At 69.6% G+C, this 23,424-nt stretch carries 26 protein-coding genes and 1 pseudogene; 4 read left to right on the plus strand and 23 right to left on the minus strand.

The features are described 5' to 3' along the window. Positions 1-99 precede the first annotated feature (99 nt). From MQN93_RS10640 to MQN93_RS10650, 3 genes are all read right to left on the minus strand, one after another. Positions 100-2,007: a S53 family peptidase gene (locus tag MQN93_RS10640; protein ID WP_199786573.1), complete on the minus strand. Its 1,908-nt coding sequence runs from the start codon at positions 2,005-2,007 to the stop codon at positions 100-102. Between the two features lie 245 nt (positions 2,008-2,252). Further along, the gene (locus MQN93_RS10645) at positions 2,253-2,882 is read right to left on the minus strand and encodes a DUF305 domain-containing protein (protein ID WP_242709261.1); all 630 of its coding nucleotides are present in this window, start codon (positions 2,880-2,882) and stop codon (positions 2,253-2,255) included. Between the two features lies 1 nt (position 2,883). Next, on the minus strand, positions 2,884-3,552 hold the full coding sequence (locus MQN93_RS10650) for a thioredoxin-like domain-containing protein (protein WP_016435688.1): 669 nt from the start codon (positions 3,550-3,552) through the stop codon (positions 2,884-2,886). A 192-nt stretch (positions 3,553-3,744) separates the two neighbouring features. Between MQN93_RS10650 and MQN93_RS10655 the strand changes: the two genes are divergently transcribed. Continuing rightward, positions 3,745-4,182 (plus strand): RrF2 family transcriptional regulator, encoded by a 438-nt coding sequence (locus MQN93_RS10655; protein ID WP_242709262.1) that lies wholly within the window; start codon positions 3,745-3,747, stop codon positions 4,180-4,182. Between the two features lie 711 nt (positions 4,183-4,893). On the opposite strand, the gene MQN93_RS10660 is transcribed toward MQN93_RS10655, so the two are convergent. Continuing rightward, positions 4,894-6,081: a globin domain-containing protein gene (locus MQN93_RS10660; protein ID WP_242709263.1), complete on the minus strand. Its 1,188-nt coding sequence runs from the start codon at positions 6,079-6,081 to the stop codon at positions 4,894-4,896. A 319-nt stretch (positions 6,082-6,400) separates the two neighbouring features. Here MQN93_RS10660 and glnA2 point away from each other — a divergent pair, with 319 nt between their 5' ends. Next, positions 6,401-7,762, plus strand: coding sequence for a gamma-glutamylpolyamine synthetase GlnA2 (gene glnA2 / locus MQN93_RS10665; RefSeq protein ID WP_016435691.1), 1,362 nt, complete (start codon positions 6,401-6,403; stop codon positions 7,760-7,762). A 75-nt stretch (positions 7,763-7,837) separates the two neighbouring features. On the opposite strand, the gene MQN93_RS10670 is transcribed toward glnA2, so the two are convergent. The 12 genes from MQN93_RS10670 to MQN93_RS10725 all read right to left on the minus strand — a co-directional run bounded on the left by MQN93_RS10670 (position 7,838) and on the right by MQN93_RS10725 (position 17,148). After that, positions 7,838-9,106 carry a tyrosine-type recombinase/integrase gene (locus MQN93_RS10670; RefSeq protein WP_242709264.1) on the minus strand — a complete coding sequence of 423 codons (1,269 nt, stop codon included), beginning with the start codon at positions 9,104-9,106 and terminating at the stop codon, positions 7,838-7,840. 80 nt (positions 9,107-9,186) lie between these two features. After that, on the minus strand, positions 9,187-9,426 hold the full coding sequence (locus MQN93_RS10675; protein ID WP_242709265.1) for a helix-turn-helix domain-containing protein: 240 nt from the start codon (positions 9,424-9,426) through the stop codon (positions 9,187-9,189). Positions 9,427-9,921: 495 nt separating this feature from the next. Continuing rightward, positions 9,922-11,397: an AICE element replication initiation protein gene (locus MQN93_RS10680; RefSeq protein ID WP_242709266.1), complete on the minus strand. Its 1,476-nt coding sequence runs from the start codon at positions 11,395-11,397 to the stop codon at positions 9,922-9,924. Positions 11,398-11,399: 2 nt separating this feature from the next. Continuing rightward, positions 11,400-12,254 (minus strand): bifunctional DNA primase/polymerase, encoded by an 855-nt coding sequence (locus MQN93_RS10685; protein WP_242709267.1) that lies wholly within the window; start codon positions 12,252-12,254, stop codon positions 11,400-11,402. Positions 12,255-12,354: 100 nt separating this feature from the next. Beyond that, positions 12,355-14,256, minus strand: a complete 1,902-nt coding sequence (locus MQN93_RS10690; RefSeq protein WP_242709268.1) for an FtsK/SpoIIIE domain-containing protein — start codon at positions 14,254-14,256, stop codon at positions 12,355-12,357. A gap of 332 nt (positions 14,257-14,588) precedes the next feature. Then, on the minus strand, positions 14,589-14,963 hold the full coding sequence (locus MQN93_RS10695) for a DUF6251 family protein (protein ID WP_242709269.1): 375 nt from the start codon (positions 14,961-14,963) through the stop codon (positions 14,589-14,591). 15 nt (positions 14,964-14,978) lie between these two features. Further along, entirely contained in the window at positions 14,979-15,275 is a 297-nt protein-coding gene (locus tag MQN93_RS10700; RefSeq protein ID WP_242709270.1) for a hypothetical protein, read from the minus strand. A gap of 2 nt (positions 15,276-15,277) precedes the next feature. Further along, a complete protein-coding gene (locus MQN93_RS10705; protein ID WP_372504329.1) occupies positions 15,278-15,448 on the minus strand; it encodes a pRL2-8 in 171 nt (56 codons plus the stop codon). Continuing rightward, the gene (locus MQN93_RS10710; RefSeq protein WP_242709271.1) at positions 15,445-15,840 is read right to left on the minus strand and encodes an RRQRL motif-containing zinc-binding protein; all 396 of its coding nucleotides are present in this window, start codon (positions 15,838-15,840) and stop codon (positions 15,445-15,447) included. Before MQN93_RS10710 ends, MQN93_RS10705 begins: the two co-directional genes overlap by 4 nt. After that, complete coding sequence (locus tag MQN93_RS10715) at positions 15,840-16,703, minus strand: DUF2637 domain-containing protein (protein WP_242709272.1); 864 nt, start codon at positions 16,701-16,703, stop codon at positions 15,840-15,842. Before MQN93_RS10715 ends, MQN93_RS10710 begins: the two co-directional genes overlap by 1 nt. Further along, positions 16,700-16,894, minus strand: coding sequence for a hypothetical protein (locus MQN93_RS10720; RefSeq protein ID WP_242709273.1), 195 nt, complete (start codon positions 16,892-16,894; stop codon positions 16,700-16,702). The genes MQN93_RS10715 and MQN93_RS10720 overlap by 4 nt, the downstream gene beginning before the upstream one ends. Next, positions 16,891-17,148, minus strand: a complete 258-nt coding sequence (locus tag MQN93_RS10725) for a DUF6284 family protein (RefSeq protein WP_242709274.1) — start codon at positions 17,146-17,148, stop codon at positions 16,891-16,893. The genes MQN93_RS10720 and MQN93_RS10725 overlap by 4 nt, the downstream gene beginning before the upstream one ends. 513 nt (positions 17,149-17,661) lie before the next feature. Between MQN93_RS10725 and MQN93_RS10730 the strand changes: the two genes are divergently transcribed. Further along, the gene (locus MQN93_RS10730; RefSeq protein ID WP_242709275.1) at positions 17,662-18,057 is read left to right on the plus strand and encodes a GntR family transcriptional regulator; all 396 of its coding nucleotides are present in this window, start codon (positions 17,662-17,664) and stop codon (positions 18,055-18,057) included. Between the two features lie 216 nt (positions 18,058-18,273). Here the strand turns inward: MQN93_RS10730 and MQN93_RS10735 are convergent, their stop codons facing one another. Together MQN93_RS10735 and MQN93_RS10740 are read right to left on the minus strand one after the other, a co-directional pair. Further along, positions 18,274-18,852 carry a flavoprotein gene (locus tag MQN93_RS10735; RefSeq protein WP_308404281.1) on the minus strand — a complete coding sequence of 193 codons (579 nt, stop codon included), beginning with the start codon at positions 18,850-18,852 and terminating at the stop codon, positions 18,274-18,276. Continuing rightward, on the minus strand, positions 18,834-20,069 hold the full coding sequence (locus MQN93_RS10740; RefSeq protein ID WP_242709277.1) for a helix-turn-helix domain-containing protein: 1,236 nt from the start codon (positions 20,067-20,069) through the stop codon (positions 18,834-18,836). Before MQN93_RS10740 ends, MQN93_RS10735 begins: the two co-directional genes overlap by 19 nt. Positions 20,070-20,367: 298 nt before the next feature. Between MQN93_RS10740 and MQN93_RS44365 the strand changes: the two are divergent. Beyond that, a pseudogene (locus tag MQN93_RS44365) lies at positions 20,368-20,454 on the plus strand (glutamine synthetase); the annotation flags it as partial. Positions 20,455-20,484: 30 nt separating this feature from the next. Here the strand turns inward: MQN93_RS44365 and MQN93_RS10745 are convergent. From MQN93_RS10745 to MQN93_RS10765, 5 genes are all read right to left on the minus strand, one after another. Beyond that, a complete protein-coding gene (locus MQN93_RS10745) occupies positions 20,485-20,739 on the minus strand; it encodes a hypothetical protein (RefSeq protein ID WP_016435692.1) in 255 nt (84 codons plus the stop codon). A 76-nt stretch (positions 20,740-20,815) separates the two neighbouring features. Further along, the gene (locus MQN93_RS10750; RefSeq protein WP_242709278.1) at positions 20,816-21,241 is read right to left on the minus strand and encodes a VOC family protein; all 426 of its coding nucleotides are present in this window, start codon (positions 21,239-21,241) and stop codon (positions 20,816-20,818) included. Positions 21,242-21,420: 179 nt separating this feature from the next. Beyond that, the gene (locus tag MQN93_RS10755) at positions 21,421-21,861 is read right to left on the minus strand and encodes a VOC family protein (RefSeq protein WP_016435694.1); all 441 of its coding nucleotides are present in this window, start codon (positions 21,859-21,861) and stop codon (positions 21,421-21,423) included. Between the two features lie 30 nt (positions 21,862-21,891). Next, positions 21,892-22,407 (minus strand): pyridoxamine 5'-phosphate oxidase family protein, encoded by a 516-nt coding sequence (locus MQN93_RS10760; RefSeq protein ID WP_242709279.1) that lies wholly within the window; start codon positions 22,405-22,407, stop codon positions 21,892-21,894. Positions 22,408-22,524: 117 nt separating this feature from the next. Then, positions 22,525-23,268 carry a helix-turn-helix domain-containing protein gene (locus MQN93_RS10765; protein ID WP_242709280.1) on the minus strand — a complete coding sequence of 248 codons (744 nt, stop codon included), beginning with the start codon at positions 23,266-23,268 and terminating at the stop codon, positions 22,525-22,527. Between the last annotated feature and the right edge of the window lie 156 nt (positions 23,269-23,424).

The following is a 23,424-nucleotide window of genomic DNA, read 5'->3' on the forward strand; positions in this document are numbered from 1 at the left end:
CGGGTGATCCGGGTCCGCGTGCGGCGCATCCGGACACGGCGAAGGGGCGCGGGGTGTGTGCCACCCCGCGCCCCTCAAGGTGCCGTCGCCGGCGGTGCCTCAGTGCTTGCGGTACGACTCCACGTAACCGTTCGCGGGCGTGCCCACGCCGGTGACGTCGTCGTAGCCCTTGACGGCCGACAGCGAGCTGTCCTTGCCGAGGGAGCGGACCGAGGTGGCCAGACCGTCGGAGTCGTCGACGCCGTTCACGAAGTCGACCCGGGCGACCGCCAGGCCGGAGCCCGTCGGGTTGTCCGTGACGTCGTGGTAGGCCTTCGACCCGTACTTGGCGTAGATCGACGGGTTGGCGAAGCCGATCGCCTTGCCGCCGCGCGCCTCCTGGGCCAGGGCCTGGACGGCCGCGATCACCGGAGCGGCGAGCGAGGTGCCGCCGATGCGGTACTCGGCGTACTGCTCCGACCCGTCCGGGAAGGTCTGCGTCTGGCCGACCTTGAAACCGGTGTTGGGGTCGGCGATGGCCGAGATGTCCGGGACGACGCGGTTGCCGGCGGCGTTGTTGGCCGTGGCCAGCGCCTGCGGCACGACGCCCTTCTGGTACGCCGGCTCCGGCACCGTTTTGCTGGTGCCGCCGCCCGCGCCCGAGGTGAAGGCCCCGGGGAAGCCCTCCCAGCTCTTGCCGTCGGCCGAGAGGTTGGCCTTCTCGGTGCCCCAGCCGGTCTCCCACAGGTACTTGTCGCCCTTGCCGACCGCCAGCGAGGTACCGCCGACCGCCGTCACCCAGGCCGAGTTGGCCGGGGTGTCGACCTGCTTCACACCGGTGTGGGCGACCTCGTCGCCGTTGTCGCCGGAGGAGAAGTAGAAGCCGATGCCCTCGACCGCGCCGAACTGGAAGACCTGGTCGTACGCGGCGGCCAGGTCCGGCGTCTGGTTGGCCTCGATGTCGCCCCAGGAGTTGGAGACGATGTCGGCCATGTGCTTGTCGACGATCTTGCTCAGCGAGTCGAGCAGGTCGTCGTCCATGCAGGAGGCGGCGCCCACGTACGTGACGTTCGCGGCCGGCGCGACCGCGTGCACGGCCTCGACGTCCAGGGTCTCCTCGCCGTACCAGCCCGACGCGTCGCACTCGTCGGCGCCGGTGTGCGTGTACTTCTTCGGCAGCGACTGGCTGAGCTGGCCGGTCTTCCAGGTGGCGTCGCCGTGCTTCTTCGCGTACGTCTGCGCGTCGAAGGCGATGGTCGGCGAGGCGTACGCGTCCGTGATGGCGACACGGACACCCTTGCCGGTGTACGTGCCGGCACCGTAGGCGGCCCGCAGCTGCTTGCCGGTGTAGCCCTTGACCGCGTACGGGATCTTCTTGCCGTACGCGTCCGGCAGGGTCTTCGCGACGTTCGAGCCGTAGTACGAGGAGAACGGACCGGCGTTCTTGAACACCGCGCCCGGACCCGGCAGTTGGTCGCTGTGGCTCGCCTTGTGCGGCGCGTTGTCCAGGCCGGTGACGGTCAGGACGGCGCCCTTGAGGCTGTCCGGCGCGGAGGCCGTCCTCGACGGCGCGCGGTAGGTCTTGGAGCCCTTGGTGTAGTTGTGCAGCTGCGTGCCGAACGCCTTCTCGGCGGCGGCCACGTCACCGGTGACGGAGACGTAGTGCTGCGTGACGCCCGTGACCTTCAGGCCGGCGGACTTCAGCCACGACGTGACCGCGGCCACCTGGGCCTTGGTCGCGCCGAAGCGGGACTGCGCCTGCTTGGCGCTCAGGTACTTGCCGTACGAGGCCGAGTTCGGGTCGGACACGGCCTTCGCGTACGCGGCGAGGCCCGCCGCGTCCTTGCCGGCCAGATAGACCCGGGCGGAGACCTGGGCGCTGTTCGAGGTCGCGCCCTTGTCCGCCTTGGCCGTGGCCCAGGCGGGCCTGGTGCCCGCGAGCGTGTCCCGGCCCGGGTTGTCCGCGGCGTGCGCCGCGGGTATGCCGAGCGCCAGCGCGCCGGCGATCATGGGCAGTGTTGCTGCCATGCTCGCGGCGCGCATTCTGGCGCGATTGGATCTCATGGAACCCCCTGCGATGCGGTTCTTCGCATGTGTGGTTGGTCGTCACCGGTCCACGGACGACCCGTTCCGCGGCGGAGGAGCGGGCAATGGATCAAGCGACAGGGGTCACTCTTGCGATGAACCGTTCATGCCAGGGGAATGCGCAAGCCAAGAGAACCCCAAGGAACCGTCAGTTGGGGGGATTTGGGGCTTTCATTCCTTCGGTGGTGTTACGAACGGGCCGTTGCGCCCCGCTTTTTGAGCATGTCGGCCATCAGTTTGATCTCCGACTGCTGGGAGTCGACCATGCCCTGCGCGAGACGCTTCTCCACGCCGACGGAGCACTTCGCCACACAGCCCTCGGCCATGTGGATACCGCCCTGGTGATGCTCCGTCATCAGCTGCAGATAGAAGATCTCCGCCTGTTTGCCGTTGAGCGTGCCGAGCTTACTCATCTCGGTGTCGGTCGCCATGCCGGGCATCAGCGAGCCGTCCCCGCGCTCGGGCATGTCACCCATGCCCATCCAGGACATCGGCGGCTTCGCCGACACCTTCGGCAGCCCCCACAGATCCAGCCAGCCCATCAGCATGCCGCGCTGGTTGGCCTGCGTCTGGGCGATGTCGTAGGCGAGCCGCCGCACTTCGGTGTTCTTCGTACGATCGCGGACGATGTACGACATCTCGACGGCCTGCTGGTGGTGGACCGCCATGTCGCGCGCGAAGCCGGCGTCCGCGGAGTCGGCCGACGGGGTGGCCGGGCCCGGGTCGCCGCCGTCCTCGGCGACCGCGTAGGTGATGCCCCCGGCCGCGACGAGCACCGCGACCGTGGCTGCCGTGATCCAGCCGGCGTACTTTTTCACGTCACATCGTCCCGCCCGTGCAGGAGGCACCCGGCTCCGGGGTCTGCTTGCCCTGCACATACGTCTCGAAGAACGCGGCGACCTTGGGGTCGTTCGCGCTCGTCACGCTCAACTGGTGCCCCCACGCGGACAGTTCGATCGGGGCGCTCTGGTTCGGGTACGGGCTGATGAGCGAGTACGGCGTCTGCTTGACCTTCGCGGTCAGCGTGGCCACGTCCGCCTTCTTCGCCTGGTCGGTGTACGTCACCCAGACCGCGCCGTGCTCCAGGGCGTGCACGGCGTTCTCGTCCTTGACGGGCTTGGTGTAGACGTTGCCGTTGCAGTTGAGCCACACCGGGTTGTGGTCGCCGCCGACCGGCGGGTGCATGGGGTAGTCCACGGTCGTCTGGACGTGGTTGCGGGTCAGCTTGCCCGTCCAGGTCCGTACGCCGTCCTTGCCCGTGACGAAGTGCCCCGAGCCCTGGGCCTTGGAGTCGCCGGCGGTGTCCTTCTTCCCGTCGTCCTGCGACTTCACGACGAAGACTCCGCCGACCACCAGTGCGGCGACGACCACCGTGCTCGCGGCGACCGTCAGGATGCGGTTGCGCCGCTGCCGGGACTGCTCGGCGCGCCGCATCTCCTCTATCCGTGCCTTGCGTGCCGCGCTCTGGGTCTTGTTGGCGGAGCCCATGAGGGTGTCCTTCTGGGAAAAGGGACGGTCGGGTTTGCTGATGGTAATGGGAGAGAAGGGGCGTGCAGTCGGCAGGCCCGGGGATTGGCCGGATCGACAGCAACCCGACAGCACCCGACAGCGACCCGGCAGCAGGCCGACGCCATCCGGCCGAAATTTGAATGCAGGATGCGCATTATCTAGGCTGATGGTATGCGGCTGCTCCGATCCACCGATCTCGCGCTGCGCGTCCTCATGCGTCTCGCGGTCGCCGGTGAGTCCACGCCCGCGACCCGCGAGGTCGCGGCCGACATGGACGTGCCCTACACGCATGCGGCGAAGGTGGTGGCCGAACTCCAGCACATGGGGCTGCTGGACGCCCGCCGCGGCCGGGGCGGCGGCCTCTCGCTCACCGCGAAGGGCCGTACGGCATCCGTCGGCGCCCTGGTCCGCGCCTTCGAGGGCGACGGCGACGTGGTCGACTGCGAGGGCGGCGCAACCCCCTGCCCCCTCAACACCGCCTGCCGCCTCCGCACCGCCCTCCGCCAGGCCCAGGAGGCCTTCTTCACCTCCCTGGACCCGGTAACGGTGGCAGACATCGCAGCAGAGCCAACGGGGGCGCTCCTGCTGGGGATGCCGGGGGTGCGGTGAGTCGCCCCCCGGGGGGGGCGCGCTGTATGGCGCCGGGTCCGGGGGCGCGGACTTCGCGAGGCTGAGGTCGGCTGCGCGCGTCGGGCCGATTCGGCCGGGGCCGCGGGTCGACGGGCGGTGCCGGGGATGTTTGAGGCGGCGCACTGTATGGCGCCGGGGATGTACGGCCGTGAGCGGCCAAATCTCGGCGGTACGCCCCGCGCCCTGAAGTTGGCGGGTGCCGTGTCCGAGGCTGAGGTGGGGCGCGCGTCGGGGTGGCTCGGGTCGGGGGGCGCTCGGGATGTTCGGTGGGGCGGTTTCCCTTTGGCGGATGCGCCACGCCCTGCGCCCTGAAGGTGCCGGGCGGCGGCACTGTGCACCGGGTCCGGGGACGCGGACGTCGCGAGGCTGAGGTCGGCCGCGCGTCAGGCCGCCGCGGTCCGGGGGCGCGGTCGGGAGCGGCGTCGGGCCGCGGTGGCCCAGCGAGGCTTCTCCTCGGTGGGTCCGCCCCGCGTGCTGCGGGTGCTGGGTGCCGCGTCCCGGGCGCTGGGCTGCGGCGGGGCGCCCCTTGCCGGGCCCGGCGGTGGGTGTCGCGCCGGGCGCGGTGGCCCTGGTGGCGCCGGTTCAGGTCTGGCTCGGCGAGAGGTCCGGGCTCAGGGGGTCGTGGTGGATGGTGGCGGGGCGGCCTCGTCTCGACGGGTCCGCCCCGCGTTCAGCGGGCGCCCGGCCCGTTCAGGCCCGGCTCAGCCAGAGGTCTGGGCCGAAGACCTCGTAGTGGATGTCGGCGGGGGAGAGGCCCTTGGTGAGGAGTTGGGTGCGGATGGTGCGCATGAAGGGGAGGGGGCCGCAGAGGTACGCGCGTGTGCCGGGCGGGATGGTGATGGCGTGCAGGTCGACGAGGCCGGTGTGGGTGCCGGGTGTGGCGTCACGCTCGTACCAGAAGTGCACGGTGGCGTCCGGGAGCTTGTGCGCGTAGGCCTGGTGGTCGGCGCGCAGGGCGTGGTCGGCGGGGGAGCGGTCGCCGTGGACGACGGTGACCGGGGCGCCGTGACCGCCCTCTGCGAGCTGTGCCAGCATGGCGATCATCGGGGTCACGCCGATGCCGGCGGAGGCCAGCAGCAGCGGGGTGTCGGCGGCGTCCTCCAGGACGAGGTCGCCGTACGGGGCCGACAGCTCCAGGACGTCGCCCTCGTGCACGCGCGCGTGGAGGTGGTTCGAGACCTCGCCCTCGGGTGCGCCGCCGTCCCCGGGCACCCGCTTGACGCTGAACTGCCGCAGACCCGAACCGGCCGCCCCGGACAGGCTGTACTGCCGTATCTGACGCGCGGCGTCCGGGAGTTCGACCCGTACGGAGACGTACTGCCCCGCCCGGAAGTCCGCGACCGCCCCTCCGTCGAGGGGGCGCAGCCGGAACGTGGTCACGTCCGCGGTCTCCGCGACCCGCTCGACGACCTCCCACTGCCGCCACCCCGGCTCCCCGGACTCCTCGTACAGCCGCTTCTCGACGGCCTGGAGGGCGTTCGCCATCAGCCAGTAGACCTCGTCCCAGGCGGCCGCGACCTCCGGGGTGACGGCCTCGCCGAGGACCTCGGCGATGGCGGCGAAGAGGTGCTCGTGGACGAGGGCGTACTGCTCGGGCGTCACCCCCAGGGAGGCGTGCTTGTGGGCGATGCGGGACAGCATCGCGTCCGGCCGCTGCTCCGGGTGCTCCAGCAGGTGCGTCGCGAACGCGGCGATCGATCCCGCGAGGGCCTGGCGCTGGGTGCCGGCGGCCTGGTTCCCGCGGTTGAAGAGGTCGCGCAGCAGATCGGGGCGGGCGGCGAACAGTCCGCCGTAGAACCGCTCCGTGATCTCGGCGAGCGACGCGCCGACGGCGGGAAGCGTGGCGCGGACGACGGCAGCAGCAGGTTCGGACAGCATCGGGGCTCCTTGTGAACTCGGCTGCTCCGCACGCTAGTTAAACTTGCATCTGAGATGCAAATTAAACGGGCGTGGCGCTCCTCACGTGCGAGGCGGGTGCGAGGTGGGGCAGGGCATTACGGATGTCAGTCCGAGCAGGCAGTATGGGCAGCAGAGCCGTCCACCCGCCGTATGCGCGGCATTCAGGCCGGGGTCGCTCGGCCGATCATGGTCGGCAACGCGCGTGAAATGCTGTTGTGGTGTGATGCTCAGGTGCCCGACCGCCTCCTTGGGACAGGGAGACAAGGCGGCCTGACCAGCAAGGATGGGGAAGCGGAAGATGGACAAGCAGCAGGAGTTCGTGCTCCGGACGTTGGAGGAGCGCGACATCCGGTTCGTACGCCTGTGGTTCACGGACGTGCTGGGCTTCCTCAAGTCCGTCGCGGTGGCCCCGGCCGAACTGGAGCAGGCCTTCGACGAGGGCATCGGCTTCGACGGCTCCGCGATCGAGGGCTTCGCCCGGGTCTACGAGTCCGACATGATCGCCAAGCCCGACCCCTCGACCTTCCAGATCCTGCCCTGGCGCGCCGAGGCCCCCGGCACCGCCCGCATGTTCTGCGACATCCTCATGCCGGACGGCTCCCCGTCCTTCGCCGACCCGCGCTACGTCCTCAAGCGCGCCCTGACCCGCGGCTCCGACCTGGGCTTCACCTTCTACACCCACCCGGAGATCGAGTTCTTCCTGCTGAAGGACCGCCCGCTCGACGGCACCCGCCCGACCCCCGCCGACAACTCCGGCTACTTCGACCACACCCCGCAGAACATCGGCATGGACTTCCGCCGCCAGGCGATCACCATGCTGGAGTCGATGGGCATCTCGGTCGAGTTCTCCCACCACGAGGGCGCGCCGGGCCAGCAGGAGATCGACCTGCGGTACGCGGACGCACTCTCGACGGCCGACAACATCATGACCTTCCGCCTGGTCATGAAGCAGGTGGCGCTGGAGCAGGGCGTCCAGGCGACCTTCATGCCCAAGCCGTTCTCGGAGTACCCGGGCAGCGGCATGCACACCCACCTCTCCCTCTTCGAGGGCGACCGCAACGCGTTCTACGAGTCCGGCGCGGAGTACCAGCTCTCCAAGGTCGGCCGCTCCTTCATCGCGGGTCTGCTCAGGCACGCGGCGGAGATCTCCGCGGTCACCAACCAGTGGGTGAACTCCTACAAGCGCATCTGGGGCGGCTCGGAGCGCACGGCCGGCGCCGGCGGCGAGGCGCCCTCGTACATCTGCTGGGGCCACAACAACCGCAGCGCCCTGGTCCGCGTGCCGATGTACAAGCCCGGCAAGACCGGCTCCGCGCGCGTGGAGGTCCGCTCCATCGACTCCGGCACCAACCCCTACCTCGCCTACGCCGTCCTGCTGGCCGCCGGCCTCAAGGGCATCGAGGAGGGCTACGAGCTCCCGCCGGGCGCCGAGGACGACGTCTGGGCCCTCTCGGACGCCGAACGCCGCGCGATGGGCATCGAGCCCCTCCCGCAGAACCTGGGCGAGGCCCTGACCCTCATGGAGCGCAGCGACCTGGTCGCCGAAACCCTCGGCGAGCACGTCTTCGACTTCTTCCTGCGCAACAAGCAGGCGGAGTGGCACGAGTACCGCTCCGAGGTCACGGCCTTCGAGCTGAAGAAGAACCTGCCGGTGCTGTAAGGGCAGTTCAGAGCATATTTCTTGCTCATTCGGCGGATGGGGCCGACGGTCGCGGACCGTCGGCCCCATCGCGTGTCACTGCTCCTGGGCCGTCTCTGGGCCGTCTGGCGCCGGATCGGTGCCCTCGTAGAGGCTGTCCACGGCTTTCCGGGCCCGTGCGTCGCTGCTCGGCATGAGGTGCGTGTAGACCCGGAGTGTGAACCCCGGATCGTTGTGTCCGAGATAGTGACTCAGGGCCTTGATGTTCTCGCCGGCGTCCAGCAGGACCGAGGCGTAGAAGTGCCTGAGGGCGTGCATGCCGTGTTCGCGGGCGGCCTGGTGACGCTCGCCCGGCTTCGGGGCGGGGATGACTCCGGCCGCGACGAGAGCGGGCTTCCACGTGCGGTCGTTGAAGTCGGTCCGCCGCACTGCGCCCCCGCCGTCGAGGCGGGTGAACAGCAGCCGCTTGGTGATGAGCGGACCGTCCGGCCGGAGCCACGGCAGCGTGACCTCGACCGGGGGGAACGTCTCCATGTGCCTTTTGAGGACGTGCGCCACGCGGTCCGGCAAGGGGACGTCACGAATTTTGTTCCGCTTCGGTGGGGAGAACACGAGACCCTGCTTGGTCACCTTCACCTGATTCGCGATGTGGAGCCAGCCGGAGTCGAAGCCGATTTCGTCGACCGGAAGCCCGAAGATTTCCCCTTGCCGGAGCCCGCACCCGCCTCCGAGGTCGACTGTCGCGCGGTAGCGCTCCGGCAGTGCTGCCTGTACCGCGAAGACGCGCTCTGCGGCCCATGGCACAACGCGACCACTTCCCGCAGCAGGGGGCCGCACGGATTGCGCGTGGCAGGGGTTCTTCGACAAGTGGCCGTCGTCAACAGCCGCGTTGAGGACCGTTGACACGTTGTTGTAGATCACGCGCCGGTACGACGACGCGGGTACGACTCGCTCCAGTTCGCTCAGCCAGTCTCGGATGTGTTCCGGCTTGAAGGACCCGAGCGGGCGCGGTCCCAGGTATGGGATCGCGTGGCCGCGAATCGCGGAATCCACTGACGCTCGCGTGGTCAAGTCGGTGGTTTGGGTGTTCAGCCACTTCTCGGCGTACTGCCGAAATGTCATCCGGCTAGCGGCGGGATCGATGTACTGGCCGCGCGACATGTCGGCCTCGATGTGGGCAAGCCACTGATCGGCCAGCCGCTTCTGTCCGTCGGGGAATGACTTGCTCTTCTCAGTGCCGTCCGGGCCGATGTACCGGGCGCGGTACCTCATGCCGGTGCCGTAGCGGTCGGTGCGCACGCGGCGGGGACTGCCGTTGGCGTCGGGTTCGGTCTTGTACCAGCGGTCTTGGATGTGGCCAGCCATGGGGTGGCAGTCCTTCCTCAACATGACGCAGGGAGAGCCGCTGGCAGCGGCTCTCCCTGCTCTCCTTGGCGGGTATTTGGTCAGGCGGCGTTGCGATCGGCGTCCTTGAGGCCGGTTACAAAGGCGCGTACATCGACGGGGTCGTAGCGAAGGTGCTTGCCGATGCGGAAGCCGGGCGGGCCGGTGCGCTTCTTGCGCCACTGGTAAACGGTCTCTAGGGGCACCTCGAACACTTCGGCGATGTCGTCGGGAGTTAGGTACCGGTCAGGGAGGCCGCCTCGGAGAGTGGCGCGGGGGTCGGGATCTATCGGCTTTGCCATAGGGACTCCAAGCGGGGCGGGCGTGGCCGTGTCTGTCCGAGGTGTGGATTTCTGCGTCACGGCGTCACCAGCGTCATTTGGGCTTCTGACCTGTGACTTTGTGTGACGTGGCGGCGGGCGGGTGCGTCATCGGCGCGTCACGGGCTGCGTCACTGCGTGACGCAGATGACGCAGGATGACGCAGAGGATTCCGTCTGCGTCACGCCTGTTGCCGCAGCTCAGGGGCCGCTTTCTGGCGTGCGTGACGCACGTGACGCAGCGTCTTCCCTCTTAAGACAAAAGAGGGGGTGCCGGTTGTAGTGCGGTGGCACCTCAAAGCGTGAAGGCGGAGCCGCTTCGCGGCACGACTCTTGGGCGGCGGCGGTGCCGCCGGAAGAGCAATGAGGGGCCGCTACGCGGCTCGTCCTTTGGGCGGCGCGTGGCGCCGAACAGCAAGAGGAGCACGCGCTGCCTGGTGCTCTTCTTGCTTGTCCGGGTGAGCGCACGAGGCGCAGGTCAGAACGCCCGCTGCTGCTCGTGGGGCGGCGGCGCGGCCGAGCGGGTTATTTCGAGGTAGCGGCCCGTCCTGGTACGCCCGGAATCGATGAGAACACCGCGCGCGGCCAGCGTCGGCTGGAGGCGCTTGAGCCGATCGGAGAGCACCTTGCCGGTGGTGGGCCACCCTTTGGGCAGGGGGCGCGGTTCGTCGTTGCTGTAGAGGCCGCTGAGGTGGTGCAGCCACTCGGTGGACGTCATCCGCTGCGCGCCGCCCGGCTCGATGCTCTCGGCGTGCCGGAGCACGGTCTGTGCCAACAGGTCGCCCTCAATGACGTCGTCGTTGAGGTCGTCCAGGCTCGCCCGGTAGGCGGGCAGCGCCCCGAGCCCGGTCGCGGCATCGAGCTGCGCGCACAGATGCGCGAAGTCCGCCATCCGCAGATCGGTGGGCGTCTCCGCCTCCGCCGCCCGCACCTTCACGGTGAGATCCAGGAGCGAACCAAGGACGACGGGCAGCGCCTCGGCATACTCCGCCCACAGTTCCGCCTCGGTGCGCCGGACCTTGGGCCGCTCCAATCGCAGCGGCAGGAGCCGTTCCGCGAGGTCGCCCCGGATGACGCCGACGTCGATGCCGGTCAGCAGCAGCGGGCGGCGGTAACCGACGCGGAAGACATCCCCATCGGTGAACAGCGCGCGCTTGACGCTCTCGGCTCCGGTGACGACGCAGCACACCGCGTCGGACAGCTCCGGGGTCAGGTGCGAGAGATTGTCCAGCGCGGTGACCCAGCCCGCCGCCACGGCCGCGATCAAGTTCTCCTCATCCCTGGGGGCGCGGCGCAGGTCGCCGCTCATGCCCTCGATAATCCGCACGAGCATCCGCCCGCCGGTGGACTTGCCGGCGCCTTGCGGGCCGGTGAGGAACGGGGCGGGCACCGGCACGGACGGTCCGAGGCAGCCGATGAGCCACGCGATGGCCAGGCATTCGGTCTCGGCGGTGGCGAAGTTGCACAGCCTCAGCAGGAGGTCGATGCCCTTGCCGTTGGTGTCCTTGGCGGGTAGGGGCAGTTCCCCGGTGAGCTGGGTGCGCCGCCAGCACACCTCGCGCGGGTCGGGGGTGGCGATGTCCCAGCCGGTGGGGTGGATGCGGACGGACTTCCCGTCGCTGCGGCCCAGGTCCAGCCACGTCGCCCCGTCGAACCCAGGGGCCACACGGATATGCACGGGCTGCACGTCCTCGGACAGCGCGAGCGCTTCGATCAAATCCAACGCCTCCTTCAATGCCGTGCCGTTGAACACGCCGCGCCCGTCCCTGAACAGGCCGACCATGAGTTCCTGGCGGTGGCTGCCGGTGGTTCCCTGGGAGCGGATGGGGCGGGCCACGGGGTGGCCGTTGCGCTGTGCGTAGACGGTGCCGTCGGCGGTGCGGAAGTAGCGGAAGTGTTCTTGGGCGTAGTCGGCGATGACCTCGCGGGCCGGGGTCTTGTCGTCCTCGGACATGGCTACAGTCCCAACCTGGTACGGGCGTTGATCCACGCGTCAGTGCAGTGCCGGGCCGTTTCACCCTTGGCCTGCGCGGCGGTGAACAGCCGCGCGATGTGCGCCTCGGTGAGGCAACCGCAGCGGCCATGCGTGGACAGCACCGCGAGGAACGTCCGATAGACCTCGGCGTGAATCCCGCTGCGCGCCTCGGTGATGCGCTGCTCCGCCATGGCGATGCCGCGCTCCAGGTAGGCGTGTGTGCGGTGCGGGCACTGCCCGGCTCTGGCCGGTGCCGTCACGGGGATGGTTACCGGTCGGACTGCCGCGCTCTCCTTCACGGCCAGGGCGCGCACGACGTCCGGCAGGGTGGTGAGGGTGCCGGTGCCGGGCCCGAGCCAGCGGGCGTAGGCCATGGTGGACTTGACGTCGACGCCAGGCCGGACGGCGTTGGCGGAGGCCATGACGCCCTGGTAGAGCCAGTGTTCGCCGCGCGTTGTCGGCACGGTGCGGGTGGTGGGCAGGGTCGCGTGGGCCCATGCGATGGCGTCCGGGTTGTCGAGGTCGACGACGGTGAGACCGGCGCCGCCGGGGTGGTAGGCAACGGCTGCCGCCCTATGCCACGTTCGTTCCCACGTGGGCGAGTCGATGACTTCGGGGTCGGTGGTGGCGGCGGCCCAGCCGTGGCACGGCTGCGGGCAGTAGCAGGGGCCGGGGGTCTTCATGTTCGGCCGGCCGCCGCAGCCGTTACCGGCGCACGCCGGGCAGTTGCCGAACGGCACCTTCCCTGCCCGTAAGGGCAGCACCGGCATGCCGGAGGCTGCCAGGGAGAGAGCGGTCTGCAGGTGCTCTCCCCGAATGTCGGTGAGTTGGGTCATGCTGGAGGTCTCCAGTTCTGCGCTGGATTGGCGGCGGCCCCGGTCATTGGCGTGAGGGGGCCGCCGTTGTCGTGCGTGCGGGGGGTTCAAGCGCGGGTGCTCAGGCCGCTTCCTTGCCGGGCAGGAGCATTCCGTCGTCGCTCTTGCGGAGGTCTCCCGCGCTGGTGAGCGCCTTGATTTCGCGGGAGACGGTGCCCTTGTTGATGCCGGTCCGGTCGGTGACGTCCCGCAGGGTGCGGGCACCGTCGTGCACGGCTCGCAGCACCCGGTCCCGGTTGGTCTCCGTCCCGGTCGCTGCGGACTCGGCCGCCGTGGCGGTCGGCTCCTTGACCAGGCGGAGAGTGCTTCGGGTTGGCTTGGAGGTGCCGCGCTTCCAGATGGGTCGGTCGGGCAGGGCGATGACGTCGGCGGGGGAGAATGCGCGGGTGTTGATCGGGTGGGGCTTGGCCTTTGGTCCGGAGCGCAGCATGGCCACGCCGGGCATGGGCAGTTCGTGCGCGTGCCAGCCCTTCTCGGTGGCGTCGTCGCCGAACACGACCCGGGACTCCCCCGACGTGCTGAGGGCGAGGGCGGCCCGGTAGGTGATCTGGGCGCTGATCTGCGGGTCGATGCCGCCCTTGGCGTCCATGGTGGGCTTCTGCGTGGCCCAGATCAGGATGATCTCGGTTGCCCGCGCCATGCGGGCCAGCGTGCCGAGGTTCTCCATGATCTGCGACCAGTCGGGATCGCCCGGTTCGCCGTCGCTGCCCTTGGCCCGCTTCTTGCGGGCCATGGTGATGACTTCGGCTCCCTCGTCCACGAATACCGTGATCCGGGGCCGCTGTTCGGAGATCTCGATCGTGTCCCGACCGCGCGGGACCAGGGCGAGCCGCTCGTGCATCTCGGCGACCAGCTCGTCGGTGACCTCCAGCACCTCATCAATCGTGATCGCGGTGCGGGCGCGGTGTTCCCAGTTGATCGCCTCCACCCGCTTGGGATCGATGACCACCAGGCGGTGATCCGGCGCCTCGGACGCCTCAGCGAGAAGGGCGCGGGTCGACCAGCTCTTGCCCGAGCCGGACGTGCCCGCAATCAGCATCCGGCGGCCCAGCGGGACCATGACCGGCTCGCCCGTGACCGTGTCGACGCCCCACGGTTCGCCCGCCTTCCAGCCGCTCAGGTCGATGCCGTCGGCTGCGCTGCGGGTCCGCAGCGTGATGGTGGCGCGGTCGCCGTGACTGCCGGAGGTGATCTCCATGCGCAGGTCGGTGCGCGCCCCGAGCAGGGCCCGGATCTCATCCGCCTTCGCGCGGAACGTCTTGGGCGTCCACCGGCCATCCAGCCGGACGTGTGAGACGAGTCCGGCCGGGGTGAGCTTGGCCGGGGTAGGCACGGTGCCCGCCAGGCCACGCGCGTCCGCGTTTTGCACCCAGAACGACGGGTCCAGTCGAGAGGCCAGGCGCCGCTCCTCCGCGGTCATCCCGTCATCGAGCCGCGCCGACGGCTGCCGACGGCCCAGCCACAACCCGGCGGCGTTCAGGCCGATCAGTCCGGCGGAGATGGACGCCGGCCACACGGTGAGCGCGTGCGCGGCCTCCGTCATCAGCCACGAGGCGAGCCCGCCCGGCACCGCGTGCGCGACGTGCGTCTGCACCGCGCGGGCCGCGAGGGTGGCCGGGTAGTTCTTCCGCGCCTCCTTCAACACCGAGCGCGCCTGGCTGTGATGCTGCCGCGCGGCCTTGTGGGCAGTGCGCGCGGCGCGGCGGGTCGCGGACAGCGGATTGTTCGACGCCTTGCGCGCCGCGCTGCGCTGATTGCGCGCCATCGCATGCGTGGAGCGGGCGGAGTTGTGCTCGCGCTGCGCCACCATGAGCGCCTTCAAGTTGTCCGAGGTACGGAGCTGCGCCCGTCGCTCTGCCTCACGGTCCCACCGTGCGGCGAACGGCGCGCACATCGGCGCGAGCGCATCCAACGCGCTGTTGGTCGTAGCGGCGGTGGTCGACCATGCTTGTTTCCAGTCCACGAAAGGGTCCTCCAAGACCGTGGATCAGGGCCGGTGCGCCGTTGCGTGGCGTCACCGGCCCGCCCGATTTGGGTGGTTGACGCTGCCGGTTGCGTCGGCAACGCCGGTTGAACCCCCGCAACCGCATCTGACCTGCGAAGTTGCGGAGTTGCGCCGTTCCGGGGAGAGGGGCCCTACGCACGCGCGCGCGTAGAGGCCCGGAAAATGCGGTCACGCAGCGTTTCTGCGGGGCCGTGGGCGGCCGTTCACGGCCTCGGGGGTCTGACCCCTCACGCGAGGGGGTTGGAGCGCCCCACGGGCCGTCTACGGCTTCCGAGTTGAGCGGCGGGCGGTCAACGTCCACGCAGCCGCTTGGCGGCGGCCTTGCCGTCGCTTCCGCCGATCGAGCGGACGACGGTGACCACGCCCCACGCCATGGCCACGGCCAGCAGGGTGAGGATGGCGAGGTTGGCGGCCATCGCTGTGAGCACGCCGACCAGCAGCGGGCCGAAGTAGACCCCGGCGGCCACTGCTCCGGCTCCGACGCCGGAGCCGAGTGCGATGCGCTGCACGGTGCGGTCCGGCGGTGCGTGGTGGATGTGCTGAATCACCGTCGGCGCCACCTGTTGAGGCGGCACGGGGGTGAGGGCGGTCGGGGTGTCGTTGTAGACGTAGCGGCCATCCGGGAGACGGATGACGCCGGGCACGGGCAGGTTGTCGGAGTCCACCAGGGACCTCCCAAGTCAGTGGCCGTCGCGGGCGCGATCGGCGATGTCGCTGAGCTGGGACGGCTCACACGGTGCGTCGACCCAGCAGAACGGGCGGAGAGTGGCGGCGGCCTTGAAGGTGCGGATGGCCGCGCCGGACGGAGCATCCGGCAGCGGGTAAACGCGACCGCCGTGCAGCGAGGCCAGCAGCCGGGCGCCGTGGTGCTCGCACCCGTCGGCCCCCGCGTTGACCGCATCCAGCACCGTCACCACGACCGGGCCGACGCACGGCGTGAGGTCGTCCGGGTGAGCGGCGGGGCAACGGTCGCCCATGCTCACCACCAGCTCTTTTTCGGCTTGGGCACGAAGTACGGGCAGCCGTTGCGCATGTGGTCCAGGCACGGCAGGCAGTCCTCATCGGGACGCAGCCTGCGGTGAATGCTCTTGTCGTAGGCGTGCTGCCAGCACTGCGGGCACTCACCCGGAGGCGTCTCCATCGGCTTCATGAACAACTGCCTTCCTGGGAACCGGTGTTGGCGTCGATGCACAGCCCGCACAGGCCGTAGCGGCGGGAAATGCAGTAGTCGTAGGTGATCCGGCAGGACGGGCAGGTGCGGCGGGCCAGCATCGCCAGGGCGAGCGCGCCCCACTTGCGCGAGGTCATCGGCCGGACCGGCAGCGCCAGGTCCTCGCGGTACAGGTAGGCCACGCGCGGGCTTCCGGCCCGCCGGTTGATCTGCATGACCTGCGCGGCGATCGGCTGACCGCCCGGACGCAGACCTTGGGCCCGTAACTGCCGGCGCGTGCACAGCCCGTCCGGGGCGAGCCGCCACGGATAGGTGGGCACGCCGTAGCGAGCGCCGTTCGGGTCGAAGCACTTGCCCCACGCGGCCGACATCACGCGGCCCGCTCGGCAAGCAGCGTGTCCCGCAGCATCCGGGCATTGACGGGCGAGGTGCGCACCTCGCGCCGGATGCCCTCAGCGGTGATCTGCGCGTCCGGCCAACCGGCCGTCGCGGTACGCGCCTCGGTGAGCAACTGCTCCGGGGTGCGCCTGGTCCGAGGCGCCTTGGCTGCCTCGGGGACGCGATAGGTTGCCCGCCGGGCTCGACTCGACTCAGCAGGCACCGTGCGAGGCTTGGGCGGCTCGATCGGGGCGAGCGCGCGGACCGGCTTGAGCGGCGCGGTGGGCTTGAGGAAGTCGACCGGATCGGGCAGCCGCACCACCGTCGCGGTGATCGGCTCCGGGGTCGATTCCGGCAGGTCAGCCGTAGACCGATTCATCATGGTCTCGGTAGATTCCTCCGCATTCGTGTCCGTGCTCGGAATCGGGGCGGGGCGGTGGTGCAGCACCTTGGCGACCAGATCGGAGCCGAAGTAGATCGACCCGACCGGAAGCGACGTGGCCAGCAGGACGAGCGCCCAGTTGGCGGGGTCCCAGTCGGCCAACCGTCCCCAGTCGACCGTGGCTCCGTGCAGCGCGGGGACCAGGCCGTGCACGTAGTTGAGGACCAGCGAGGCAGCGGTGTAGGTGCCCAACACCCGCAGCGCGAAGGTGCGGTCACGGCCGACCAGGACGAGCGTGGCGACCAGCGCGAGCGCCATCAGACCGTCGACCACGAACGGGTAGAGGGTGGCGGCGGTGTGGTCCGCGCCGATCGCGTTGGCGATGTCGCGCAGCGCGTTCCAGGAGACCCGAAACGCCATACCGACCACGACGACCAGCGCGCCCACGAGCAGGATGCGGCCCGTGCGATTCATCGCGCACCGCCCCTCTGGCGGCAGCCGTGGCGCACCCAACCAATGCACTGCACGAAGCAACCGGCCACGACCAGGTAGCGCCACACGTGGTCGTGCGTGACGTACGCGGCCGTCGTGCCGGTCATCGCAGCGAGGGCGCCCGCCATGACGAGCAGGAGCTCCCAGCCGCGCGGGGATGGCGTGGCACTCATGCCGCACCGCCCGCTGCCGTGCGGTTGGCCAGCGTGCGCCGCTCCGCGAGCACGCGGCGGTGGGCACGGCGGATGCGCCGGGCGTCCAGCTCGTTCGGTGCCCGGTCGAGGGTGATGATCTGTGCGTCCAGCAGGTCGACGTCCGCGAGGATCGCGGGCAACTCCTGCTCGATCGCGTCCAGCTCAGCGTCCGTCGGTTCGATCCAGTCGGCGAACGCGGTAACAGCTTCCTGAACAGTGACGATGGGGCTCATGGGTCGTGGTTCCTTTCAGCAGGGGAACGGCCCTACAGCGCCCCCGGAGTTGCCGCTCCGGGGGCGCGCGCCGTTGAAGTCGGAACATCCGGCTCCCCTCAGCGCCGCTCGTGCGAGACGAGCGACGGAGGCAACCGGCCGCCGCGGTGTACGCGGCGAAGAGGCTGTTTCACGAATCGCGGCAAGTGCCGCGGAAGGTTCTACGGATGACTGATCACGCAGTGCCAGATCCCCCTTGAAGGCAGATCCGGGCAGGTCACCCAGCCCGACATGGGCGGTCGAGGTGGTGACTCGCACCCATCGACCACCCGTGTTCAGGTGGCTGGGTCGGCACACTGTTGAGTTCTTCGCAGTGCGGAATCCGGGCCTTGCTTCCGGGCACTGCACGGCCGGAGAAGCCCTTTCGGGCCTTGCACGGCGGCGTAAGTTCAGATTGACCCATGTCAATCTGACTGTCAAGCGGGTGCGGCAGAAGGGAGAGAGATTGACCTAGGTCCGGTTACTCTCGGGGGTATGGATCAGAGCCCCGAAGTGCCCAAGCCCACGCCCACGGCCAAGGAGATTGCCGCGCGGTTCCGCGAGAAGATCACGGGCCCCGATCGCGAGTACGACGCGGGGGACCGGCTCCCAGCAGCTCGGGCGCTCGCCAAGGAACTTGGTGTACAGCTCATGACCGTTCAGAGCGCGTATGGCCAACTCCGTGACGAAGGACTGATTCTCACCCAGCAGGGACGCGGGACGTTCGTCCGTGATCCTGCGGTACCACTCGGCACCGAGCCGGGGAGCAGTCCCGCTTTCGCGGCCCTGGCCGCAGAGCTCAGCACGATTCATGACGCTCTCCATTTGCTCGGGGAGCGGCTTGACCGGCTTGAGCGGCTTGTGGGTAGCGAGACTCCACCTTCGCCGTGAGTTCGTCCGCGCGCCTCAGTAGTCGCTCGACCTTGACGCGGGCATCCCTCAAACTCGCTTTGACCAAAGCAAGTTCAGCAGGAGTCATGCCGTCCATCTCGCCGCTTCGCTCATTGATCCCTGACATGCCAATGAGCATGGAGCCGTGAACGGCAGAGGACCCGGACAGAGTGTCCGGGTCCTCTTTCCTTGCAGGTCAGGAGGGTTGACGGCTCGTCACCTGGTGACTTCGTCCACGGCGTCCAGCACTGCCGCCCAGGGGAGGTCACGCCCCGCCGACGCCTCGCGCGGCTCGTACAGTGGCCATACATCCGGGCCCGAGACGATGCGCACGCCTCCCGCCTTGAGGGTCTCAATGTGCTGCTGCCATGCCGGGTGACGAGCGTGCGCCGCGTTCACCCGAGGGAAGACGACTACTGGCAAACCGATGGTGCCGATTGCCTCGCCCACCTGCGTCAGCGCCTGGTTGTCCATCAGGCCCGTGGCGAGCTTGGCCACCATGTTGGCCGACGCAGGGACTACCACGTAGCAGTCAACCGGCGGATGCGGTCGGGCCTCGCCAGGCAATCGCGGTTCATCGCGCACAGGCAGGCCCGTCAGCTTCTCCAGCTGCTCGACCTCGCCACTCATCCGCAGCCACTGACCGGCGGTCGGGGTCAGGGTCACGGCCACCCGCCATCCGCGCTCCAACGCGGGCTCAACGAGGCCGGTGCGCAATGCCTCTACGCCTCCGGCCGCCGACCCGACGACTCCGAGCACCCCACGCTTGCCTGAACTCACTGCACCGCCCTGCACCGTTGAGCCATCACGAACACCTCGGACGATCGCGAGCCACCGGTGACCGGGGATTGTTTGATCAGATCCCGCAGCGTCTCGCGCACCCTCGGATTGTTGCGTACGAGCTGCGGTGACGTGCGTTCAGCCGTGCGGAGCTCCGTGAACGCTTCGTCGCCCTGGCCGTTGAGTGAGAGAGCGCGCGCGAAGTCGATGCGGTGCGACACGCTGCGCTCCTGGGGCATGTGGTCGACATTGATCCGGCCGTGTTCCACCACATACGACACGTTGTCGAGATCCAGCTCAATCGACAGGCGATGGAGGAGGACGTTCGTGGGGCCGAAGCCGGTTTGCCAGTAGTTCTCATCTGAGCCGAGGTCATCCGCCAGTTCCTCGGCTCGATTCAGCAGGCTGGTTGCGGTGGGCCGGTCCGGGTGGCGGGCCGCTGCGACAGCGGCCCGTAGGTGAATCATCCCCAGCAGACTCAGTGCCGCCGGGTCGTTGTCGGTCACCTGAGACGAGAGCCACGCGGCGGCCGTGTTACCCAGCTCCAACGCATCGTCGTATCGGCCGTTGGCCAGTAGGGCGTGCGTGCCGGAGCGTGCGGCGGACGCCAACACGAGCGGGTCGTCAGACTCGTCTGCGGCACGCATCGCGCGCTCGGCAGCGAGCCATGAGATGTCCGATTCGCCGATCTTCGCGAGGGTCGTTGCAGCGAGGTGGTGGGTACGGGCCGAGACTGCCCAGCAGTCGTTACGGTCTTCGCCGCGCCGTGCGGCTCGCTCCTCCAGCTCCTGCGCAGTCTGGAGGAGCGCGGGAAGCGCGGCGATGACACTACCCAGCCGCCCGCCCTGGTAGTCATTCCATGCTTGCTCCACACGTACGGCCACGGGTGCAGGTGTGGGGAGCTGCACCTCAGCCTCGGGGCCGAAGAGCAGACGAGACAGTCGGCGCGGGCTCATGAGCGCGTCGCGCACGGCCGGAACGTCGTCCTGCTGCTTCTCGTCCTCCATGAGCACGGTCTGTCCGAGCAGGTCCCCGAGGGGCACGCGCAGGATGCGCGACAGCTCCGCGAGCATGTCGATCCGGGGAGGCTTCCGACGCCCCGTCTCGATCTTTGCCAACCAGTCTGTGCTACGCCCGACCAGACCGGCGAGCACCTCTTGCGTGTAGCCGCGACGCTTCCGGTAGAACGCGATGCGTTCGCCGATGCTGAGGTGATCTCCAAGACCACGCATTACGTGCTGCCTCCTGCTGGTTGTGGGGGCCCGTTTCACGGTACAGAGCGGGCCACAAAGCGGGTAGTCGGCATTGCAGCCGACACGTGCTAGTACGAGACTGAGGGGCCGGACACGAAGAGACCCGGACGGACTGTCCGGGTCTCTGATCTCGCATTTCGGGGCGGGCCGTCGGGGCCGTCTGTGGGCCGTCGAAGGGTGGCCCACAGCGACCAACAACGACCAATGACGACTATCCGACCAGAGGCCGACACTGCGCCAACGTCGATCGCACGAGGTCGCTCCGTGCCGACGTCACTTCCTGCGCAACAAGCAGGCGGAGTGGCACGAGTACCGCTCCGAGGTGACGGCCTTCGAGCTGAAGAAGAACCTGCCGGTGCTGTAAGGGCGGAGCGGGGCCGGTGGTGTGGTGACGTCAGCCTTCGACCGGCTCCGGGTGGCGGACCGTTCTGCGCAGTTGGGCCTCGACGGTGAAGCGGGGCTCCCCCTCGTCCTTCGCGTACGCGGTGATCGCGGCCTGCACGTCCGCGGCGAGCTCGCGCCACTTCCGCCATGCCTGGTCGTAGGCCTCCGTCTGCTCGTCGCTCCAGCCGGTCTCGTCGGCCGGTCGGCCGTACTCGTCGCGGAGGGCCAGGACGTGCGCGTTCGCCCGGTCGACGGCGCGCTGCATCGTCACAAGATCATCGAAACTGTGTGCCACAGGCATGGAGTCTAAGAGGTGGCATCCCTCCCGCCCCCGGGACGGCTCAGCGCAGTGGCTGTCCGATGCCCATCAGATTGCCCTCGCTGTCGCGGAACCAGGCGGCGCGTTCGGCGCGGGCGCCCTTGCTCGGGTAGTGGCCCTGCACCTCGGTGATGCCGTCCACGGTACGCAGACCGGGAACGTCGACGTCCTCGAACCGCACGCCACGGCGCCGGAGTTCGGCCACCACCGCGTCCAGGTCGTCGACCTCCCACGCCATCTGTGTGAAGGTCCCGGGCGAGGCCCCCGTGGAGCGGAACACCACGAACTCCGTGCCGGCGGTCCGGTAGAGCAGCCCGCCGGGCCGCTCGTCGACGGGGTCGAGCCCGAGCTTCTCGGAGTAGAACCGCCGCGCCCGCTCCAGGTCCTGCGCGGGCAGCCGGGGCATCACACGGGCTCCGGCCATCGTCCTGCCGACGTCTGCGCTCATGCCTCCACTGTGCCGTGCCCGGCGCCCCGGTGCGCGCGGTCAGCCGACATACGCGGGAGACACCGACGCCGTACTGATGCGGCGTGACGGCCCCGTGCCGTCGGCCGGGACCGCCACGGCGCGTCCTTCGGCAGGCCCTTCACGCGCTTCTTGTACCCAGCGGGCCGTGGCGGCCTCGGCTACTCCTCCCGGCCGGCCTGTTCGGCCAGCACCTTGTGCAGTGGCTCGGACTCACGGCGCCGGTACTCCTGGATCGCCCAGCCGTTGCCGTCCGGGTCCTTGAAGTACATGAAGGTGGCGCCGTCCTGGGGCGCGAACTGCTGCGGCTCGGTGACGTCGAGGCCGCGCGCGGTCAGCTCCTCGTAGGCGGCCTTCGCGTCCGTCACGCACAGCTGCATGCCGTGGTACGTCCCCGGCCGCGGCGTGCCGGTCGGCACCTCCAGGCCGTCGACGAGCGCGATGGAGCAGCCCGAGCCGGGCGGCGTCAGCTGCACGATCCGTACGCCCGGCATCACCTCGCCGTCCAGGTCCACATGGAAGCCGACCTTGTCCCGGTAGAACTCCTTGGCCCGGTCCACGTCCGAGACGGGCATCAACAGCACTTCGAGACTCATGTCCATGGAACGACTCCTTCGTCGTACGTCGGTCATTCAGGTGAAGCGCCACCGTGTCTGGCTGAAGGGCTCCCCCTTACCGAAACCGAAAACGGTGCGCGGCGCCACCGAGAAGACGAACGCGTGTCCGGGGCCGTGATGGAACGCGCCGTCCCGCACCTCGAAGTGCCAGAAGCTGCCGTACTTCGCCTCCCACGCGGCGGCCAGCTCACGCAGCCTGTCCTCGTCGGTGACCCGCACCGCCTCGCCCTCCACCACCAGGTCGTAGCCCTTGTCCCAGGTGTTGGTGCCGGTCGTGAGCGTGACGTGCGGGTTCGCCGCGAGGTTGCGCGCCTTGCGCTCCTTCGGCCCGGTGCCGAAGTGCAGCGCGCCGTGCGCCCACACCGCGGGCAGCGGCGTCACATGCGGCCGCCCGTCCGGCCGTACCGTCGCAATCCAGAACAGCTCGGCCTCCGCGATCCGCGCCTCGGCCTCCGGCCAGCCGGTCGCGGTCGCCCCCGGGGAGCTGTAGCGGGTGTCGAGACGGGTCTGCGGGGTGTTGTCGTCCGACATGGGCCGTCCTCCTCGTGCCGAAGATCCGTACCAAGGGGTGACTGCGGCCGGAGCGGGAACTCATCGGCTGCCCGGCTGCCCGGCTGCCCGGCCGCCCGGTCAACCCGGCCATCCGGGTCAGACGGTCACGGCCTCGGGGAAGACCCGGGCCACCGCCGCCGTACGACTGGATACACCGAGGCGGCCGAAGGCGTTCTCCAGGTGCTTGCGGACGGTGCCGGGGGTCACGGCGAGCTGTGCGGCGATCTGCGGGGTGCTCATGCCGCGGGCGAGGCAGCGCAGGACGTCGAGTTCACGGTGGGTCAGCCGGACCGGGGGACGGCGTCGGAGGGCGGCCTCCTGGTAGATGGCGTACAGGTGCGGGGCCATCAGGCGGAGCGTGGTCATCTCGTGGTCGGTGAACGGCTTCGGGTCCTGGCGGAAGAACTGGTAGACGCGGGTACGGGCCGGGGCCGTGGGCAGGGCGACGGCGGCGATGCACTTGAAGGGGCGCAGGTGCTCCGTGTAGATCGGCAGGTGCATGAGCTCGCGCAGGGACATGAAGTCGGTCATCTGCGTGACCTGGGGGCTGACGTGCACTCGCGCGACCTCCACGCACTGCAGATGCTGATGCCGCCAGCGCCAGTAGCCCTCCAGTGTCGCGTCGCCGCCCACGTCGCCCCAGTCGTCGTACGGCGTCTCCTGCTCGTTGACGTGGATCCGGGTCGGGACGTCCAGTTCGGAGAAGCAGGCGCAGTCGCAGGGGATGAGGCGTTGCAGGCCGAGGAGCAGGGATACGGGGGGCACCTCGTCCGAGGGATCGTGCCGGGCCTCGTCCAACACGTCCGCCATGCGCCGCAGATGGGTCTGTGCCGTGGTCATGTCGGCCTCCCGGGGCCGGACTTCGGCCTCCTCGGAATGTAGGCCCGTCGGGCGTCCGGCGGTGCGGGATTCGTCAAATGACGAATGGGCGCGGGGCGTTGCTGCGCGCACCCTCGACTCGTACGGCTGCTCCGGCCGTCGGGTCCGACGGAGGCA

It is taken from the genome of Streptomyces spinosisporus, assembly GCF_022698145.1.
Taxonomy (GTDB): Bacteria; Actinomycetota; Actinomycetes; order Streptomycetales; family Streptomycetaceae; genus Streptomyces; species Streptomyces spinosisporus.

What these genes read in the sequence shown, in the direction of transcription:
- MQN93_RS10640 (WP_199786573.1), bottom strand. Translation starts at nt 2,007, where the DNA reads ATGGCAGCAACACTGCCCATGATCGCCGGCGCGCTGGCGCTCGGCATA.
- MQN93_RS10650 (WP_016435688.1), bottom strand. Translation starts at nt 3,552, where the DNA reads ATGGGCTCCGCCAACAAGACCCAGAGCGCGGCACGCAAGGCACGGATA.
- MQN93_RS10655 (WP_242709262.1), top strand. Translation starts at nt 3,745, where the DNA reads ATGCGGCTGCTCCGATCCACCGATCTCGCGCTGCGCGTCCTCATGCGT.
- MQN93_RS10660 (WP_242709263.1), bottom strand. Translation starts at nt 6,081, where the DNA reads ATGCTGTCCGAACCTGCTGCTGCCGTCGTCCGCGCCACGCTTCCCGCC.
- glnA2 (WP_016435691.1), top strand. Translation starts at nt 6,401, where the DNA reads ATGGACAAGCAGCAGGAGTTCGTGCTCCGGACGTTGGAGGAGCGCGAC.
- MQN93_RS10670 (WP_242709264.1), bottom strand. Translation starts at nt 9,106, where the DNA reads ATGGCTGGCCACATCCAAGACCGCTGGTACAAGACCGAACCCGACGCC.
- MQN93_RS10675 (WP_242709265.1), bottom strand. Translation starts at nt 9,426, where the DNA reads ATGGCAAAGCCGATAGATCCCGACCCCCGCGCCACTCTCCGAGGCGGC.
- MQN93_RS10680 (WP_242709266.1), bottom strand. Translation starts at nt 11,397, where the DNA reads ATGTCCGAGGACGACAAGACCCCGGCCCGCGAGGTCATCGCCGACTAC.
- MQN93_RS10685 (WP_242709267.1), bottom strand. Translation starts at nt 12,254, where the DNA reads ATGACCCAACTCACCGACATTCGGGGAGAGCACCTGCAGACCGCTCTC.
- MQN93_RS10700 (WP_242709270.1), bottom strand. Translation starts at nt 15,275, where the DNA reads ATGGGCGACCGTTGCCCCGCCGCTCACCCGGACGACCTCACGCCGTGC.
- MQN93_RS10705 (WP_372504329.1), bottom strand. Translation starts at nt 15,448, where the DNA reads ATGAAGCCGATGGAGACGCCTCCGGGTGAGTGCCCGCAGTGCTGGCAG.
- MQN93_RS10710 (WP_242709271.1), bottom strand. Translation starts at nt 15,840, where the DNA reads ATGTCGGCCGCGTGGGGCAAGTGCTTCGACCCGAACGGCGCTCGCTAC.
- MQN93_RS10715 (WP_242709272.1), bottom strand. Translation starts at nt 16,703, where the DNA reads ATGAATCGCACGGGCCGCATCCTGCTCGTGGGCGCGCTGGTCGTCGTG.
- MQN93_RS10720 (WP_242709273.1), bottom strand. Translation starts at nt 16,894, where the DNA reads ATGAGTGCCACGCCATCCCCGCGCGGCTGGGAGCTCCTGCTCGTCATG.
- MQN93_RS10725 (WP_242709274.1), bottom strand. Translation starts at nt 17,148, where the DNA reads ATGAGCCCCATCGTCACTGTTCAGGAAGCTGTTACCGCGTTCGCCGAC.
- MQN93_RS10730 (WP_242709275.1), top strand. Translation starts at nt 17,662, where the DNA reads ATGGATCAGAGCCCCGAAGTGCCCAAGCCCACGCCCACGGCCAAGGAG.
- MQN93_RS10740 (WP_242709277.1), bottom strand. Translation starts at nt 20,069, where the DNA reads ATGCGTGGTCTTGGAGATCACCTCAGCATCGGCGAACGCATCGCGTTC.
- MQN93_RS10745 (WP_016435692.1), bottom strand. Translation starts at nt 20,739, where the DNA reads ATGCAGCGCGCCGTCGACCGGGCGAACGCGCACGTCCTGGCCCTCCGC.
- MQN93_RS10750 (WP_242709278.1), bottom strand. Translation starts at nt 21,241, where the DNA reads ATGAGCGCAGACGTCGGCAGGACGATGGCCGGAGCCCGTGTGATGCCC.
- MQN93_RS10755 (WP_016435694.1), bottom strand. Translation starts at nt 21,861, where the DNA reads ATGGACATGAGTCTCGAAGTGCTGTTGATGCCCGTCTCGGACGTGGAC.
- MQN93_RS10760 (WP_242709279.1), bottom strand. Translation starts at nt 22,407, where the DNA reads ATGTCGGACGACAACACCCCGCAGACCCGTCTCGACACCCGCTACAGC.
- MQN93_RS10765 (WP_242709280.1), bottom strand. Translation starts at nt 23,268, where the DNA reads ATGACCACGGCACAGACCCATCTGCGGCGCATGGCGGACGTGTTGGAC.